Origin of the sequence: Proteus faecis, assembly GCF_003144395.1 — a bacterium.
Lineage (GTDB): Bacteria > Pseudomonadota > Gammaproteobacteria > Enterobacterales > Enterobacteriaceae > Proteus > Proteus faecis.
The window spans coordinates 211,903-228,703 of sequence record NZ_PENZ01000034.1 but is presented as its reverse complement, the minus strand read 5'-3'; the positions used below and the strand labels follow the sequence as shown (position 1 = coordinate 228,703).

General features: G+C 38.0%; 16 protein-coding genes. 9 read left to right on the top strand and 7 right to left on the bottom strand.

The window, feature by feature from the left end; all coding sequences use genetic code 11:
* Positions 1–5 precede the first annotated feature (5 nt).
* From rsxD to DK858_RS10650, 6 genes are all read left to right on the top strand, one after another.
* A complete protein-coding gene (rsxD, locus tag DK858_RS10675) occupies positions 6–1,082 on the top strand; it encodes an electron transport complex subunit RsxD (protein WP_109397376.1) in 1,077 nt (358 codons plus the stop codon).
* A 16-nt stretch (positions 1,083–1,098) separates the two neighbouring features.
* Complete coding sequence (rsxG, locus tag DK858_RS10670; RefSeq protein ID WP_109397375.1) at positions 1,099–1,725, top strand: electron transport complex subunit RsxG; 627 nt, start codon at positions 1,099–1,101, stop codon at positions 1,723–1,725.
* Between the two features lies 1 nt (position 1,726).
* Positions 1,727–2,431 carry an electron transport complex subunit E gene (locus tag DK858_RS10665; protein ID WP_109397374.1) on the top strand — a complete coding sequence of 235 codons (705 nt, stop codon included), beginning with the start codon at positions 1,727–1,729 and terminating at the stop codon, positions 2,429–2,431.
* Positions 2,432–2,443: 12 nt separating this feature from the next.
* Positions 2,444–3,082 carry an endonuclease III gene (gene nth / locus DK858_RS10660; protein WP_109397373.1) on the top strand — a complete coding sequence of 213 codons (639 nt, stop codon included), beginning with the start codon at positions 2,444–2,446 and terminating at the stop codon, positions 3,080–3,082.
* A 113-nt stretch (positions 3,083–3,195) separates the two neighbouring features.
* Positions 3,196–5,142: an exoribonuclease II gene (locus DK858_RS10655; RefSeq protein ID WP_109397372.1), complete on the top strand. Its 1,947-nt coding sequence runs from the start codon at positions 3,196–3,198 to the stop codon at positions 5,140–5,142.
* 182 nt (positions 5,143–5,324) lie between these two features.
* Positions 5,325–5,873: an RNA 2'-phosphotransferase gene (locus DK858_RS10650; protein ID WP_109397371.1), complete on the top strand. Its 549-nt coding sequence runs from the start codon at positions 5,325–5,327 to the stop codon at positions 5,871–5,873.
* A gap of 71 nt (positions 5,874–5,944) precedes the next feature.
* On the opposite strand, the gene yciH is transcribed toward DK858_RS10650, so the two are convergent.
* The 5 genes from yciH to pgpB form a co-directional block, all read right to left on the bottom strand.
* Positions 5,945–6,268 (bottom strand): stress response translation initiation inhibitor YciH, encoded by a 324-nt coding sequence (gene yciH / locus DK858_RS10645; protein ID WP_109397370.1) that lies wholly within the window; start codon positions 6,266–6,268, stop codon positions 5,945–5,947.
* Positions 6,269–7,003 (bottom strand): orotidine-5'-phosphate decarboxylase, encoded by a 735-nt coding sequence (gene pyrF / locus DK858_RS10640; protein WP_109397369.1) that lies wholly within the window; start codon positions 7,001–7,003, stop codon positions 6,269–6,271. It lies immediately after the preceding gene.
* Between the two features lie 45 nt (positions 7,004–7,048).
* A complete protein-coding gene (gene lapB / locus DK858_RS10635; RefSeq protein ID WP_109397368.1) occupies positions 7,049–8,218 on the bottom strand; it encodes a lipopolysaccharide assembly protein LapB in 1,170 nt (389 codons plus the stop codon).
* Between the two features lie 12 nt (positions 8,219–8,230).
* Positions 8,231–8,488, bottom strand: a complete 258-nt coding sequence (locus DK858_RS10630; protein WP_268842906.1) for a LapA family protein — start codon at positions 8,486–8,488, stop codon at positions 8,231–8,233.
* 219 nt (positions 8,489–8,707) lie between these two features.
* Positions 8,708–9,427: a phosphatidylglycerophosphatase B gene (gene pgpB, locus DK858_RS10625; RefSeq protein WP_109397366.1), complete on the bottom strand. Its 720-nt coding sequence runs from the start codon at positions 9,425–9,427 to the stop codon at positions 8,708–8,710.
* A gap of 266 nt (positions 9,428–9,693) precedes the next feature.
* Between pgpB and ribA the strand changes: the two genes are divergently transcribed.
* Together ribA and DK858_RS10615 are read left to right on the top strand one after the other, a co-directional pair.
* Positions 9,694–10,293 (top strand): GTP cyclohydrolase II, encoded by a 600-nt coding sequence (ribA, locus tag DK858_RS10620; protein ID WP_109397365.1) that lies wholly within the window; start codon positions 9,694–9,696, stop codon positions 10,291–10,293.
* 241 nt (positions 10,294–10,534) lie between these two features.
* A complete protein-coding gene (locus DK858_RS10615) occupies positions 10,535–11,350 on the top strand; it encodes a MetQ/NlpA family lipoprotein (protein ID WP_109397364.1) in 816 nt (271 codons plus the stop codon).
* Between the two features lie 55 nt (positions 11,351–11,405).
* Here DK858_RS10615 and DK858_RS10610 read toward each other — a convergent pair whose 3' ends face one another.
* Complete coding sequence (locus tag DK858_RS10610; protein ID WP_109397363.1) at positions 11,406–12,815, bottom strand: LbetaH domain-containing protein; 1,410 nt, start codon at positions 12,813–12,815, stop codon at positions 11,406–11,408.
* A 204-nt stretch (positions 12,816–13,019) separates the two neighbouring features.
* Positions 13,020–15,692, bottom strand: coding sequence for an aconitate hydratase AcnA (gene acnA / locus DK858_RS10605; protein WP_109397362.1), 2,673 nt, complete (start codon positions 15,690–15,692; stop codon positions 13,020–13,022).
* Between the two features lie 219 nt (positions 15,693–15,911).
* Between acnA and DK858_RS10600 the strand changes: the two genes are divergently transcribed.
* A complete protein-coding gene (locus tag DK858_RS10600) occupies positions 15,912–16,742 on the top strand; it encodes a hypothetical protein (RefSeq protein ID WP_109397361.1) in 831 nt (276 codons plus the stop codon).
* Positions 16,743–16,801: the final 59 nt, after the last annotated feature.

Genomic DNA, 16,801 nt, shown 5'->3' with positions numbered 1-16,801 from the left:
CACAGATGAAATTCAGACCGATACAAACAAACAGTAGTAAATTAAAAATTGCGAGCTCCCCTTTTACGCATAATCAACAATCCACCAGCCAGGTTATGCTATGGGTAACATTAGCGGCACTGCCGGGGATCTTAAGCCAGATCTATTTCTTTGGCTTAGGAACTATTTACCAAATTGTGTTAGCTATTATTGTGGCGCTTGTCACTGAAACACTCTGTGTAAAACTCAAAAAAGAAGATCCCTTACTTTATCTGAAAGACAATTCAGCGCTACTGACAGGTGTATTACTCGCCATTAGTATTCCGCCTTTAGCGCCTTGGTGGATCATTGTGTTAGGCACTTTTGTTGCGATTGTTATCGCAAAACATATTTATGGTGGCTTAGGACAAAATCCATTTAACCCAGCAATGGTAGGTTATGTGGTTTTACTGATCTCATTCCCAGTACAAATGACATCTTGGATGCCCCCTGTTGAATTACAAACTGTCTCTTACAATGTAATGGATAGTTTAAGCATCTTCTTTACTGGACAGACACCATCTGGCTTAACACTGGAAGATTTAAGACGCTCTGTCGATGGCATTACACAAGCAACCCCACTTGATAGTTTTAAAACGGGCTTACTCACTCATTCTATTGATGAAGTTTTAGCGACACCTATCTTACAAGGTGAATTTGCCGGTATTGGCTGGCAATGGGTAAATGTGGCTTATTTAGTTGGTGGATTAATTCTACTTTATAAACGCATTATTAGCTGGCATATCCCTGTTGCGATGATTTCTGTATTAGCGCTATGTTCGGTTATTAGCTGGGGTATCGATCCTACTCGCTACTCACAACCGCTATTACAACTTTTCTCTGGAGCCACAATGTTAGGCGCATTTTTTATTGCCACTGATCCCGTTAGCGCCTCAACAACACCTAAAGGTCGTTTAATTTATGCTGGGATGATTGGTTTATTAGTTTGGATTATACGTGTTTATGGCGGATACCCAGATGCCGTTGCTTTCTCTGTATTACTAGCCAATATTGCTGTACCTCTTATTGATAGCTATACACGTCCTCGTGTTTACGGACATTAATACCAAGGAGAAAATAATGATCGAAATCTTAAAGCGCCATGGGCTCACATTAGCTATCTTTGCAGCTTGTACTACGGGTTTAACCGCTGTGGTCTATCACCTCACTGAAAATACCATTGCAGAACAAGTTGCCTTAGAGAAACAAAAATTATTAGATCAAGTGATCCCCCAAACGATATATAACAACTCGCTTTCCAAAGATTGTTATCTTCTTACCGCGCCTGAATTAGGTAATACCAAACCTCATAAACTTTATGTTGCTCGTTTAGACGGTAAACCTGTTGCAGCTGCATTAGAATCGACTGCGCCAGATGGATATTCAGGAGCAATTGAGCTTCTTGTGGGAGCTGATTTTAAAGGAAATGTCCTTGGAGTGCGTGTGACGGCTCATAATGAAACGCCAGGATTGGGGGATAAAATTGAAACACGGATTTCGGATTGGATCACAACACTGAGTAATAAATTCATTTCCAGTGAAAACGATCCGCACTGGGCAGTAAAAAAAGATGGCGGAGATTTTGATCAATTTACTGGTGCGACGATCACCCCTCGTGCTGTCGTTAACTCATCAAAGCGTACTGCATGGTTAATACAATCTTTACCAGAGAAACTTGATACACTCTCTGTCTGTGAGGCAAATTAATATGAACTCAATTAAAGAGCTCTTTTCTCAAGGATTATGGAAAAATAACTCGGCTTTAGTGCAATTACTTGGGTTGTGCCCTTTACTTGCTGTTTCCTCAACAGCAACAAACGCTTTAGGCTTGGGTATTGCGACAACATTAGTTCTATTTTGCACAAATGTGGCCGTTTCTAGCTTACGTCGTTGGGTTCCCTCTGAAATTCGTATCCCAATTTATGTTATGATAATTGCGTCTGTCGTCAGCGCTGTGCAATTACTGATCAATGCATATGCCTATGGCTTATATCAATCTTTGGGGATCTTCATTCCATTGATCGTAACTAACTGTATTGTTATTGGTCGTGCTGAAGCTTTTGCAGCTAAAAATGAAGTTTTTCCTTCTGCTATTGATGGTCTAGCAATGGGATTAGGTGCAACGGCCGCACTCTTTGTTTTAGGTGCTATACGTGAAATATTAGGTAACGGTACATTATTCGATGGCGCTGATTTACTATTAGGTGAATGGGCACAAGTATTGAGAATTGAGATCGTACATTTAGACTCTCCCTTCTTACTTGCTATTTTGCCACCGGGTGCTTTCATTGGCTTAGGCTTTATGTTAGCAGCAAAATACCTAATTGATGAAAGACAGAAAAAGCGCAGCGCTTCGCCAACGAAAACTTACGAAAAAGAACAAGGCTGTGGTAGTCATATCGTTAAAAATTAATTTGTGAGCATAATGAATCAAGCAAAACGTATTGAAATTCTAACTCGGTTGCGTGATAACAATCCGCATCCAACGACAGAGCTAAAATTTGACTCTCCGTTTGAACTATTGATCTCCGTATTACTCTCTGCACAAGCTACCGATGTGAGTGTTAATAAGGCAACAGCTAAACTTTATCCTGTTGCCAATACGCCACAAGCGATACTGACTTTAGGCGTTGATGGTCTTAAGAAATATATTAAAACCATTGGCCTATATAATACTAAAGCTGAAAATGTGATTAAGACATGTCAAATCTTAGTCGATAAACATAACAGTGAAGTTCCTGAAAACAGAGAAGCCCTAGAAGCCTTACCCGGCGTCGGTCGCAAAACAGCAAATGTCGTTTTAAACACGGCATTTGGCTGGCCGACAATCGCTGTCGATACCCATATCTTTAGAGTGAGTAATCGCACAGGTTTCGCCCCAGGTAAAAATGTCAATGAAGTTGAACAAAAACTGTTAAAGGTTGTTCCGGCAGAATTTAAAGTTGATTGTCACCATTGGCTTATTCTTCATGGTCGTTATACCTGTATTGCACGAAAACCACGGTGTGGCTCTTGTATTATTGAAGATCTTTGTGAGTTTAAAGAAAAAACAGATCCTGAATAATTTTTTGCCGATTTGTCTGTTTTTCTGATGCAATATTACTTGCGTCACTACACACAATCGAATAAAACTATTGCCCACTTTTATTATTAAAACTGCCGACTTTCCGGAAAAATATGTTTCAAGACAATCCGCTGCTTGCACAGCTAAAACAGCAACTCCATGCCCAGACACCGCGCGTGGAAGGCCTTGTAAAGGGAACAGATAAAGGCTTTGGCTTCCTTGAAGTTGATGGTCAGAAAAGCTATTTTATTCCCCCTCCGCAAATGAAAAAAGTGATGCACGGCGACCGAGTTATTGCTGCCGTTCATACAAATGGCGATAAAGAGTCGGTTGAACCCGAGGAATTAGTCGAACCTTTCTTAACGCGTTTTGTCGGTCGTATTCAGAAAAAAGAAGGTGATAACCGCCTGTGGATCATTCCAGACCACCCGCTTTTAAAAGACGCTATTCCTTGCCGCCCAGCTCAAGGCTTAACACATAAATTTGTTGATCAAGATTGGGCTGTTGCCGTAATGCGTCGTCACCCACTTAATAAGGGTGATAAAGGTTTTCAGGCAGAGATAACCGACTATATCACGGATAAAGATGATCATTTTGCGCCTTGGTGGGTGACCTTAATGCGTCATCAACTTGAACGTGATGCGCCTGAAATGGGTAACGAAGCGCTAACATTACATGACGCTTTACCTCGCGAAGATCTGACCTCACTCTCCTTTGTCACTATTGATAGTGCATCAACAGAAGATATGGATGACGCGCTCTTTATTCGTAAAGAAGAGAACGGTCAATTAACACTATTTATCGCAATCGCTGATCCAACCGCTTATATACTGCCAAATAGTGAACTAGATAAAATTGCAGCGCAACGCGCGCTCACTAATTATCTACCCGGCTTTAATATCCCGATGTTGCCTCGTGAACTGTCAGATAACATCTGCTCATTACGTCCTAATGAAAAACGCCCTGCATTAGTTTGCCAAGTCAATATCACCGAAGAAGGTGCTCTACTTGAAGACATTCACTTCTACTCTGCTTGGGTAGAATCAAAAGCTAAACTGGTTTATGACAACATTTCAGATTGGTTAGAAGGTGAAAACTCACCATGGCAACCTGAAAATGAAATGGTTCATGAGCAAGTGATGTTATTAAAAGAGATGTGTGAAAAACGTCATGAATGGCGTGAAAAACATGCATTAGTCTTTAAAGAACGTCCTGATTATCGTTTTATTCTTGATGAAGGCGGTAATGTTTTAGATATCGTTGCAGAAAAACGCCGTATCGCAAACCGCATTGTTGAAGAAGCAATGATCACAGCCAATATCTGTGCCGCAAAAGTTTTGGCGAAAAACTTAGGTTTTGGTGTTTACAATGTTCATACAGGCTTTGATCCTCTCTATATCGATCAAGTTGTACAAACCTTAAAAGATAACGGTATTGAAACGACATCTGAACGTTTATTAACGCTTGAAGGTTTCTGCCAATTACGTCGTGAACTTGATAATCAACCCAATCAATTCCTTGATAGCCGTATTCGCCGCTTCCAAAACTTTGCAGAAATCAAAGCTGAGCCAGGCCCTCATTTTGGTTTAGGATTAGAAGCTTATGCAACATGGACTTCACCAATTCGTAAATACAGTGATATTTTAAATCACCGTTTACTCAAAGCGATTATCAGCAAAGAACCCGCTGAAAAGCCACAGGATGAAGATGGTATTCGTATTGCAGAACGTCGTCGTGCTAATCGTATGGCTGAACGTGATGTGGGTGATTGGTTATATGCACGTTTCTTAAAACCGTTTGCTGGCACTGAAACATCATTTAATGCAGAAATTATTGATATTACGCGTGGTGGTGTTCGTGTCCGTCTAGTTGAAAATGGCGCAGTTGCCTTTATTCCTGCACCATTCTTCCATGCGGTACGTGATGAAATCCAATGTAGCCAAGAAACAGGCACCGTCATTATAAAAGGTGAAACTGCTTATAAACTCAATGATATCATTCCTGTTCGCATTGAAGATGTAAAACTAGAAACTCGTAATATCGTCGCTCGTCCTATCTAATAGGACTTTAATCGGTATACAATATAGCTGATAGTTCTCTTAGAACTATCAGCTTTTTTATATCTTTAATTTCTGGTCAAACTAGTGATAAAAGAAGAACCTTAAAAAAAGGAATGTTTTTATGATACATCGCTATTTTCTCTTGTGTCATAAATTTAATAAATAATAAATGGATTACATCAATGAAAGACAATGTACAAATTAGTCGTTTTTTAAGTTATATCTTACGTCATGCCCCTGAAAGTATCGGTTTAACCTTGGATGATCAAGGATGGGGTGAAATATCAAAATTAATCTCATTAGCACAGAAAAATGGCACCCCGCTAACTCTTGAATTAATTAAAGACGTTGTAGATACCAATGATAAAAAGCGTTTTGCTATTTCAGAAGATGGATTTTTTATTCGTGCAGTTCAAGGTCACTCGCTTAAAACCACCATTAATTATCAAGCTATTACTCCCCCTAAAAAACTTTTTCACGGCACAGCAACGCGCTTTATCGAAAGTATTTTTAATCAAGGCTTGATCCCTAACGGTCGTCAATATGTTCACCTTTCACAAGATTATAAAACAGCCGTGAATGTCGGTAATCGTCATGGAAAAGTTGTTGTTTTAACCATTGATAGTGAACAAATGTTCAGTGAAGGTTTTGAATTTTATCAAGCAGATAATGGTGTTTGGCTAACACTTTCAGTGCCAGTAAAATATCTAAAAATTGATGAAAAAGAATAAAATGAAATGCAAAAAAATAGGTGACAATGTCACCTATAATCTTATTGATGGACGCACTGTTTTACTATAAATTAACCACCAGCAAGTTTAACTTTCATTCCTTTGGCTTCTAATAGCGATTTAATTAAATCACGCTTATCACCTTGGATCTCAATTAAACCGTCTTTGACACTACCACCACAGCCACATTTTTTCTTCAGTTCAGCCGCTAGTTTGGCTAACTCTGCATCATCCAGATCAATACCTGAAACGACACAAACCCCTTTGCCTTTACGTCCACTAGTTTGGCGCTGAATACGCACAATACCATCACCAGCAGGTCGTACTGGCTTTTGCGCTTCTTCTTTTATGCGACCTGTATCTGTGGAATAAACCAAACGAGAGTTATTATCCATTTACATACCTTGTATAGAACGATTAATTTGTCGCAATGTTTCAAGAGGATTATCACTACGTGTGATCGGTCTACCAATCACCATATAGTCAACGCCCGCTTTAATCGCTTGCTCTGGCGTCATTACACGACGCTGATCACCAACATCACTTCCTGCTGGGCGAATACCCGGAGTCACTAATAAGAAATCATCACCACAAACTTGTTTAAAACGTGTTGCTTCATGTGCAGAGCAGACAACACCATCAAGACCACAAGATTTGGTCAGTAACGCTAAACGCTCTGCTTGCTCAGCAGGCGTTAATGTTATTCCCAATTCAATTAAATCAGATTGATCCATACTGGTAAGTACTGTCACTGCGGTTAAAAGTGGTGCATCTTTACCAAATGTCACAAGACTCTCTTTGGCGGCACGCATCATACGACTGCCACCACTTGCATGAACATTGACCATCCATACACCTAAATCAGCAGCGGCGGCGACAGCTCTTGCAACGGTATTTGGAATATCATGAAATTTTAAATCTAAGAAAATATCAAACCCTTCTTTTTGTAATTGAGTCACAAATTGAGGTCCAAAACGAGTAAACATCTCTTTACCAATTTTTAAACGACAAGATGAGGGATCAATACGCTGTGCAAAATCTAATGCACTTTTTTGGTCTTCATAGTCTAGTGCCACAATTACGGGCGCGCAGGTAAGCTCGGGCGATTTTTTATCACAATGAAATGACATTTTAGGGCCTTTATTTATAGAGAGACTATTAAAAAAGTGACATCGTCACTGACCATCTAAACCGCGAATAGGTTTAACGGTATCCCATGAACGACAGGATGGACAATGCCAATATAATGCATGAGAGGTAAAACCACATTTATGGCAACGATAATCTGGTTTCGTGCGAATTTGTTCCCCCACCATATAGCGCAATAAGATAAGACTCTCTTTGGCTCGTCCTTCTTCCGCTTCAGCTAAATGGTAACGCATTAAACGATAGAATAGGCGCATGGTTGGATGACGTTCTAATTGGCGATTAATGTATAACTGGGCCGCTTCAATACCTTCTTTAGCTTCAATAATGTCAGCAAGGTAAAGCTCCGCAATTGCGCCACAATTACTATCTACACATTGACGTAAATAAGTTTCCCAACGAGAAGTATCACCTTGGGCTTGGAAACATTCAAAAAGCATAGGTAAGGTTTCACTGACCATCTCTTTATCTTGCTCAATAACTTTCATTAAAACATCAATAGCTTTTTGTTTATCATCACGAGCAATATAGATACGACCATACATAATTGAAACCCGGGCACAAAGAGGATCCATTTGCCCTGCTTTTTGCAACAAATTAAGCGCACTATCAAGATTATCACTGCTCATTTCTTGAAGTGCCAATTCACAATAAAAATGTGAAATTTGCTCTTTTAATTCATGCTGACCTAATTTAACCAGTTTTTCAGCCGTTTCTATAGCTTTTCCCCAATCACTGGTTAACTGATAAATAGCCAACAAGGATTGTAGAGCACTTTGGCGAAATTCTTGTTCATCTATAAGTTGCTGAAACATATTTTCAGCACGATCGTAAACACCCGCCGCCACATAGTCACGACCTAACTGTTGAACAGCAAGTAGACGTTGATCAAAGGAAAGCGCAGCACTTTCCATTAACGATTGGTGAATACGAATAGCGCGTTCGACTTCGCCACGAGAGCGGAAAAGATTACCTAAAGTAAGATGTGCTTCAAAAGCAGAACTATCTTCTTTAAGCATTTCAAGGAAAAGATCAACTGCTTTATCTTGTTGATCAGAGAGTAAAAAGTTAACACCTGCCACATACTCACGTGACAGGCGATCGGCATTCTGCTGTTTGTCCTGTTGAGCGCCACGACGCCCCATATACCAGCCGTAAGCCGCCGCGACAGGTAATAACAGAAACAGCAATTCTAGCATCAGCTATCGTCCTTATTTCGTAGCAGAAGCAACCGTTGGGCGACTTTCTTGGCTTTCTTGTTTTGTTTGGGCGCTTTCAAGACGTTTAATTTTACGCTTTGCTCGGCCTAGTGATAAGCGCACACGTAGATAAAAAACACCACTTACAATCCAACCAAGTACAAAGCCCACACCAAATAGGGTAGCTAACAAGGTAGAAATACGATATTCACCTTGAGCAATAAGGTAATTAAATGTGACTACCTGATCGTTATTTGAGCCTAAAGTCATGGCAATCACCACGATGGCAAGAACAAGAATAACCAAAATAAAAAGTAGGACTTTTTTCACATTATTTCCTTTTTTATTCTCTTTTCTTTAGTAGACAGATAAAGGTAGCATTTTCACTGCGCATAAAGAAAGTCATTTCTTAGAATCATCTGATTTTCGTATATTTTTTCACATAAATACCGAAAAAGACATTCTGTATCTCAAAAATAAGGGCTATCGTCAGGATTTGAGCAATAAACGTCGCTCAATCACCTTAAATGCACACCAAACCAGCACTGTGCTGATAAGAATACCGACAATCACATCAGATGCCCAGTGCATTCCTAATACAATACGCCCTACCGTGACATCTATCCCCCATAATAACCCGAGTGACGCTAAAAAATAATGACGGCACAACATAAAAAGGACAAAAACAAATAATGCGAGGGTGGCTGAAAATAAACTATGACCAGATGGGAAAGCATAACCCGTTTCAGCTTTCCAATATTGAAGTTGCCATTCAGGGATCACCGATGAGTTAACTAATCCATTTTGGAGTAATTGTGCTCGCTCAGGTCTTGATACTTGATAAAAATCCTCAGCGCTAATGTGCAAATTTTCACTCACCCAAACAACATAAGGACGAGGTTCTTTTACTGTATTTTTAACCGCAACCTTAATTAATTGGCCAATAGATAATGTAACAATTATTATCACTGCCAATTGAATAAAATGATTACGTTTTAATTTCAAGGCGATAAAGAGTAACGCCAAAAAAACAATAACCGTCACAGCTCCCCAAGGTTTCGCAGCACTATCTGCTATCCATAATGTACTTATGCCACCTAAAGGGTGATCGGTAGGTTGCCATTTCCAACCCAATATCAACACTACACTTGGTATGATTAAGAGCAACATACTACCTAATAGAATCAACTTTGTTATTTGCTTGCTCAATACATTGTCCCTTCTTAAATACAAATGTTATCTTCTGCTTACAGCTAAAGGTTATCAGTATAAACGATGCAAGTTTAGCAATAAATCATTATGCAAGAAGGCACAAAATCTGATAATTTGTACGGGTGTGAATTTATAAGTGTGTGTTATCCCATTTCCTTGCCTATCAGACATGGAAGCATTTCAGTGTTTTATTTCTCTTTGTTCTCGTTATAAAGTGTATAATCTTGAACGAGAGTTTCACCTGAAATTATGAGTCAAAAATAATGAAATTAAGACGTATCGCAGAAGCAAAACTACCTACTCCTTTTGGTGAGTTTTTAATGGTTGGTTTTGAAGAAATCGCAACAGGTAAAGATCATGTCGCCCTTGTTTATGGCGATATTTCAGGCTCAGAGCCTGTATTATCTCGTATTCATTCAGAATGTTTAACGGGTGATGCTTTATTTAGCTTACGTTGTGATTGTGGTTTCCAACTTGAAGCCGCACTTTCACAAATAAGCAAAACAGGTCGTGGCGTATTACTTTATCATCGTCAAGAAGGCCGAAATATTGGGTTACTAAATAAAATACGCGCTTATGCGTTACAAGATAAAGGCTTAGATACCGTTGAAGCAAACATCGAGTTAGGGTTTAAAGCTGATGAACGCGATTTTACCCTTTGTGCTGATATGTATAACCTATTAGGTATTCATGAAGTTCGATTATTAACCAATAATCCGAAGAAAATTGAAATCATGAAAGCGGCGGGAATTAATGTTATTGAAAGAGTACCTTTGATTGTCGGACGTAATCCAAGTAATGCACATTATCTTGATACTAAAGCCGATAAGATGGGTCATCTTTTATTTAAAAAAGCACAGTAATACAGTAACTGCACGACATTCATTATTTTCAAATCCGAGCCTGAGTTGCTCGGATTTTTATATGTGCCTTTTATTCTAAACCTTGTAAATATATTCACTATCTATTTTCTTATATCTTATTTTTAGGTCTTTTTTATCATTAAATTATATCATGTGAAAATTTGTCATATGCAATTTCATTGACTCCCCATCAGTTCCTAAGTTATTTATTAATAAATAAATTTTTATAGGAATACATTATATGCTATTACATTTTTCAGGTAGGATTTTAGGCGCACTATTATTAGCTGGAACATTATTAACAGGGTGTGATAATAGCGATAAAAACAACTATTCAATCAAAGTTGGTGTCATTAATGGAGCAGAACAAGATGTGGCTGAAATCGCCAAAAAAGTCGCAAAAGAAAAATATGGCTTAGAGGTTGAATTGGTAAGTTTTAGTGGTTCTTTATTGCCTAATGATCCCACTGCAAATAAAGAGCTTGATGCCAATGTTTTTCAACATCGCCCTTTTCTTGCCCAAGATAATCAATCTCGCGGTTATAATTTAGTGGATGTCGGTAATACCTTTGTTTTTCCTATGGCGGGCTATTCAACTAAAATTAAACATCCTTCGGAGTTAAAATCCGGCGATACCATTGCAGTACCTAATGATCCAACTAACTTAGGTCGTGCCTTACTATTATTAGATAAAGAAAAACTGATCACATTAAAGCCCAATAGTGGTTTATTACCTACCGCTATCGATATCATTGATAATCCGCTTAAATTAAACATTATGGAATTAGAAGGTGCTCAATTACCACGTGTTTTAAACGATCCTAAAGTTACCGTTGCAATTATTAGTACCACGTACATCCAACAAATTAACTTATCTCCGACAAAAGACAGTATTTTTATTGAAGATAAAAACTCTCCTTACACCAATATTATTGTGGCAAGAGAAGACAATAAAGACGCTGACAATGTACGTGATTTTATTAAAGCTTATCAATCCCCCGAAGTGGCAACAGCCGCTGAGACTATTTTTAAAGGTGGTGCTATTCAGGGGTGGTAAACGCGACTTATAATTTATCAGGTCACTTATAATCAGTGACCTCTTTATTTAATAGTTATGCCCCAAAATAAAACTTTAATTTATTATTTTCATCTGCTTTAATTGATACTTTAAGATCATTACCATATTGATCATATATAATACAATTCATTTCTTTATCTTCCCTACTGGATGTAAATGCTTTCCCATATTCTACACTATAGCTCCAGAAACATAACCCACTCTCATTTTTTTCTGATGTGACTGGAATTAAAGTATCAGGTTTAAAATGAAATTCCTTAGTGTAATAATAAGGCGCTAATGGAATTTCTTTAATATGATTATCAGTCGAAGTGCTAATTATCTGATAATTACCTTTTTGAAAATAATGAAAAGATTTATTTTCTTCACATTCTACACTCTTAGTTACCGTTTTATTATTGCCGTTAAACCTTAGATAATATTTCGTCAAGACATCACCTGATGTTTCTACATTTTTTTCTATTTTAGGATTTACCAACGGATTTATGTCTACATCTGCTTCTGTAAATATTTTTTTGGGTGCGACATCCAGCGTGATAAAGTTTAAATAATCGCTGTAATTATTTTTAAATGCTGTAGTATATTCTTTTCCTTTAATGTGAGTTTGTGCGCATACATTAAAGGTGTCTATCACTTTATTAACAGAAAGATAAATAACACAAGTGGATGCATCTGGGGAGTTCATTATTACTTCTTTACTGCTTGGAAATACAAACCCATTATCTTTATCAGATAAAGAAATATTATTATTGTTAATAATAGGAAGGTTTTTTTCATTTACAATATGTACATTTCTATAAATATCTTCTTTGGGTATTTTTATGATACGACCATTTTTATCTAAAGCTTCTATATAAATAGTAATAGGCACCTGATGTCTACCATTAACATATGCAGTCGCTATTTCATCATATTTATTAATATAAATATAAAACGCTCTTAGGCTATCAATATCATCCCAAGAGCCAGGTTGGCTATCAATAAACTCATCTTCCGATACAATCGTACTGCCCTCAATAGTCGCATAACCAGTCACCCAACTGTTTTTTTCAATTATTGCATCACCACGAACAATAGCCAATCCTGATACTTTAGCATTATCTTTAATAACAGCATTATCATATATCACAGCGTTATCAGATATTGTCACATTATCTTCCACTAACACATTACCATAAATCTCTGCATTGTCTTTTACTTTACTATTTCCCTTAATTATTGCATTACCGTGGATCTTCACATTATTCCTGATAATTGCATTACCAGTGACTTTAGCATTACCAAATACCATAACATTATCAAAAATAAAACAGTTATCTTCTCTACTTAAATTACTTTCATTTTCTATCCATCCTCCTGGACTATCCGTATATACTCTTCTAATTCTATATAAAGTAACACCATTATATTCTTTTTTTTCATTCGTTATTTTATATTTCTTCATAAATACCTCGATAATAAAAATCTGTTAATATTGTTATATTAACTTAACGCTCATTAAAAATACGTTTAGCATTTAATGATTAGTTTATAGTATTAAATGAAGTCATTTGTCGATATTATTAAATATAAAAATATTCTATTAAAAAAGAAGGCGAAGAATTAATTCATCATTCTTCGCCAACTAATTAATATCTACTAAATTATTTTATAGCATATTACGAATAACATAATGCAAGATCCCACCATGTTCAAAATAAGCTAACTCTGTTTGTGTATCAATACGGCAACGAGCCATGATAGTTTCACGGCGATCATCTGCAAAAGTGATATTTACAGCAACATCTTGACCCGGTGTTAGTGAGTTAAGACCTGTTATCTCAATTTTCTCATTCCCTTTTAAGCCTAATGTTTGACGAGATACCCCTTTAGGAAACTCTAAAGGTAATACCCCCATACCAATTAAGTTAGAACGGTGAATACGCTCAAAAGAGCCTGCGATGACAGCTCGCACGCCTAATAAACGCGTTCCCTTCGCCGCCCAATCTCGGCTAGAGCCAGAACCATATTCACTACCAGCTATAATCACCAGTGGCGTATTTTCTTGCTGATAACGCATGGCCGCATCATAAATAGCCAGTGTTTCGCCTGTTGGAATATGCTTGGTAAAACCACCTTCAACGCCTGGTACCATCTCGTTACGAATACGAATATTGGCAAATGTGCCTCGCATCATTACCTCATGATTACCGCGTCTTGATCCATAAGAGTTAAAATCTTTCGGCTCAACACCATGTTCACGTAAATAACGTCCTGCAGGACTATCCGCCTTAATATTACCTGCGGGTGAAATATGATCAGTTGTCACTGAATCACCTAAAATAGCCAGAATACTGGCTTGATGAATATCTTTAATCGGAGCCGGCGTTTTTGACATTCCTTTAAAGAAAGGAGGATGTCGAATATAGGTAGAATCTGGTTGCCAATCATAAACAGGAGTATCTTGTATTTGCAGTGATTTCCATGTCTCATCACCTTCAAACACGGCGGAGTACTCTTTATGGAACATTTCTGTTTTCACTTTTTCGACAGCATCCGCAATCGCCTTACTGTCTGGCCAAATATCTTTCAAATAAACAGGCTCACCCTGTTTATCTTTACCTAATGGCTCTTTAGTAAGATCGATATTCATATTTCCTGATAAGGCATAAGCGACCACTAAAGGTGGCGATGCTAACCAGTTGGTTTTCACTAAGGGATGAATTCGACCTTCAAAGTTACGGTTACCAGATAATACAGCCGCAATAGTTAAGTCATTATCCTTAATCGCACTTTCAATCGGTGCTAATAAAGGTCCTGAGTTACCAATACATGTTGTGCAACCATACCCCACAAGATTAAACCCTAATTTATCAAGATAAGGTGTTAGTCCTGCTAAATTAAGATAATCCGTAACCACTTTAGAGCCTGGAGCCAAAGAAGACTTAACCCAAGGTTTACGCTGTAATCCTTTTTCTACCGCATTTTTAGCCAGTAATCCGGCGGCCATTAATACATTAGGGTTTGATGTATTGGTACATGATGTGATTGCTGCAATAACGACAGCACCATCAGTTAACTCAAAGGCTGGATAATCATCAATTTTTATTTGTGGAAATTGCGCCAGTGGTTTCTTGTTGGTTTCAAGATCGAGTGCAGCTTTAAATGCCTTAGGTACGCTCGGTAAATTAACTCTATCTTGAGGACGTTTAGGCCCAGCAAGGCTTGCCTCGACGGTTCCCATATCTAGCGATAATGTTGATGTAAAGATAGGTTCATCACCAGCATGTCTCCATAGACCTTGCTCTTTGCTATACGCTTCAACAAGTGCAATCTCTTGCTCTTCACGTCCTGTTAAACGCAGATAATCAAGAGTGATATCATCTATTGGAAAGAATCCGCAGGTCGCACCATACTCTGGTGACATATTCGCGATTGTTGCACGGTCGGCTAAAGGTAATGATGCTAGACCATCACCATAAAACTCCACAAATTTACCCACAACACCATGGGTACGTAACATCTGCGTGACAGTTAATACCAGATCAGTAGCGGTGATCCCTTCACGTAATTTCCCTGTCAGTTTAAAGCCAACAACATCTGGAATGAGCATAGAGATAGGTTGGCCTAACATTGCGGCTTCTGCTTCAATGCCTCCCACCCCCCAACCTAATACACCAAGGCCATTGATCATGGTGGTATGAGAGTCCGTACCGACTAAAGTATCAGGGTAAGCCACATGATGTCCATTTTGCATTTCAGACCAAACAGCTTTGCCTAAATACTCAAGATTTACCTGATGACAAATTCCTGTCCCTGGTGGCACAACCCGAAAGCGTTCAAAGGATTGTTGTCCCCAACGTAAAAAAAGGTAGCGTTCATAGTTACGCTCCATTTCAATCTCTACGTTTTCAGCAAACGCATTTTTACTGGCATATTCATCAACCATAACTGAGTGGTCTATCACTAAATCAACAGGTGATAATGGATTCACTTTATCCACTTGTCCACCCAAAGATTTCACAGCTTCACGCATAGCCGCTAAATCAACAACTGCGGGTACACCGGTAAAATCTTGCATCAATACTCTTGCCGGTCGATACGCAATTTCACGTGATGCATGAGCTGTTTTTTGCCACTCAACTAGTGCTTTAATATCTTCGTCAACAACTGTATCACCGTCGAGATAACGCACTAAGTTTTCTAATAACACCTTCAGAGATTTAGGAAGGCGGGTAATATCACCTAATTGGCGGGCAACTTCTGAAAGACGGTAGTACTCATATTTTTGAGATCCGACTAAGAGCGTGGAATGACTCTCTTTTTTCAAACGTAACGACATAGCTCCTCCTTCTTATTTTTATACTGACAGCATGTTTAAACTATCAAGATAGGTAAGGTTATTTATTAAACATACCATATAACGCTGAATTTCGCTTAAAGACCACACAATTTGTTAACATGATGTTATTGCTATCATGTTGTTAATAAATTTTGGTCTCTAGATTTTCACTTAATTAAGTTTTAATGAAGGAGGTATAACGACGTAAGGATAATATTTATGAATAATAAGCAATCTGATTTACTCAAAAACATTATGAATGCTGATCACTATTTTGCGGAGCCGGTTACTCCTCCTTTTCCACAAACCTTATCTATGAATACATTGCACTCTCAAAATATAAAAGATACAGAAGGTTTAGTGCAATTTATCATCGCATCACCAAAACCTTTTGAGCCTTCCGAAATAGAAAAAATGTCACAACTCAAAAATATTCAAATTGGACTCATTTCTATTATGGCAAACCACCTTGCCGCATTAAAAAAAGAAGATAATGAAGCCTATTATCGCCCCGAACATTGGTTAGATACTCTCAACCATTTACCACTACTAGGACACAATAAAGTTGAGACTAAGAAACTTCATAAACAAACCTTTGATTTTTCTGTTGCTCAAGCATTTATTCAATTATTACTAGGAGCTGCAATCAATGCCACTTCTCCTGCATTTGGAGAATTTATTGATTTTTTACGAACTCAAGGACAAAAAATAGAAATCGGCTTACGAAAGTCATTAGACAGCTATCAAACAATAACTGTTGCGGGGATCACGGAGATCCTCAATCATAATAATCATCTTATTTTTGTTCCAAAGCTGAAAATTTTGAGTCTACGTTTTTCTTATCAATCAGCGAAAATGCTTCTCGCCAGTTGTATAGGTAGTAAATTTACTCTCTCTTTAGAGTACACCACCATTACCTCTATTTTTGATATGAGTGCTCTTGATGATCCGCTGATTAATCAGCAGTTTTATGATTTTCTGAATAAGTATCGTCAGCTAAGTATTGCAAAGTCAGACGCTTTTTTTAGTGGGGATTTTTATTTGAAATGAGTCATCACAACAATTAGGTTTATGAACACGCTTGAAGGCGGGAATAACCCGCCTTTCAG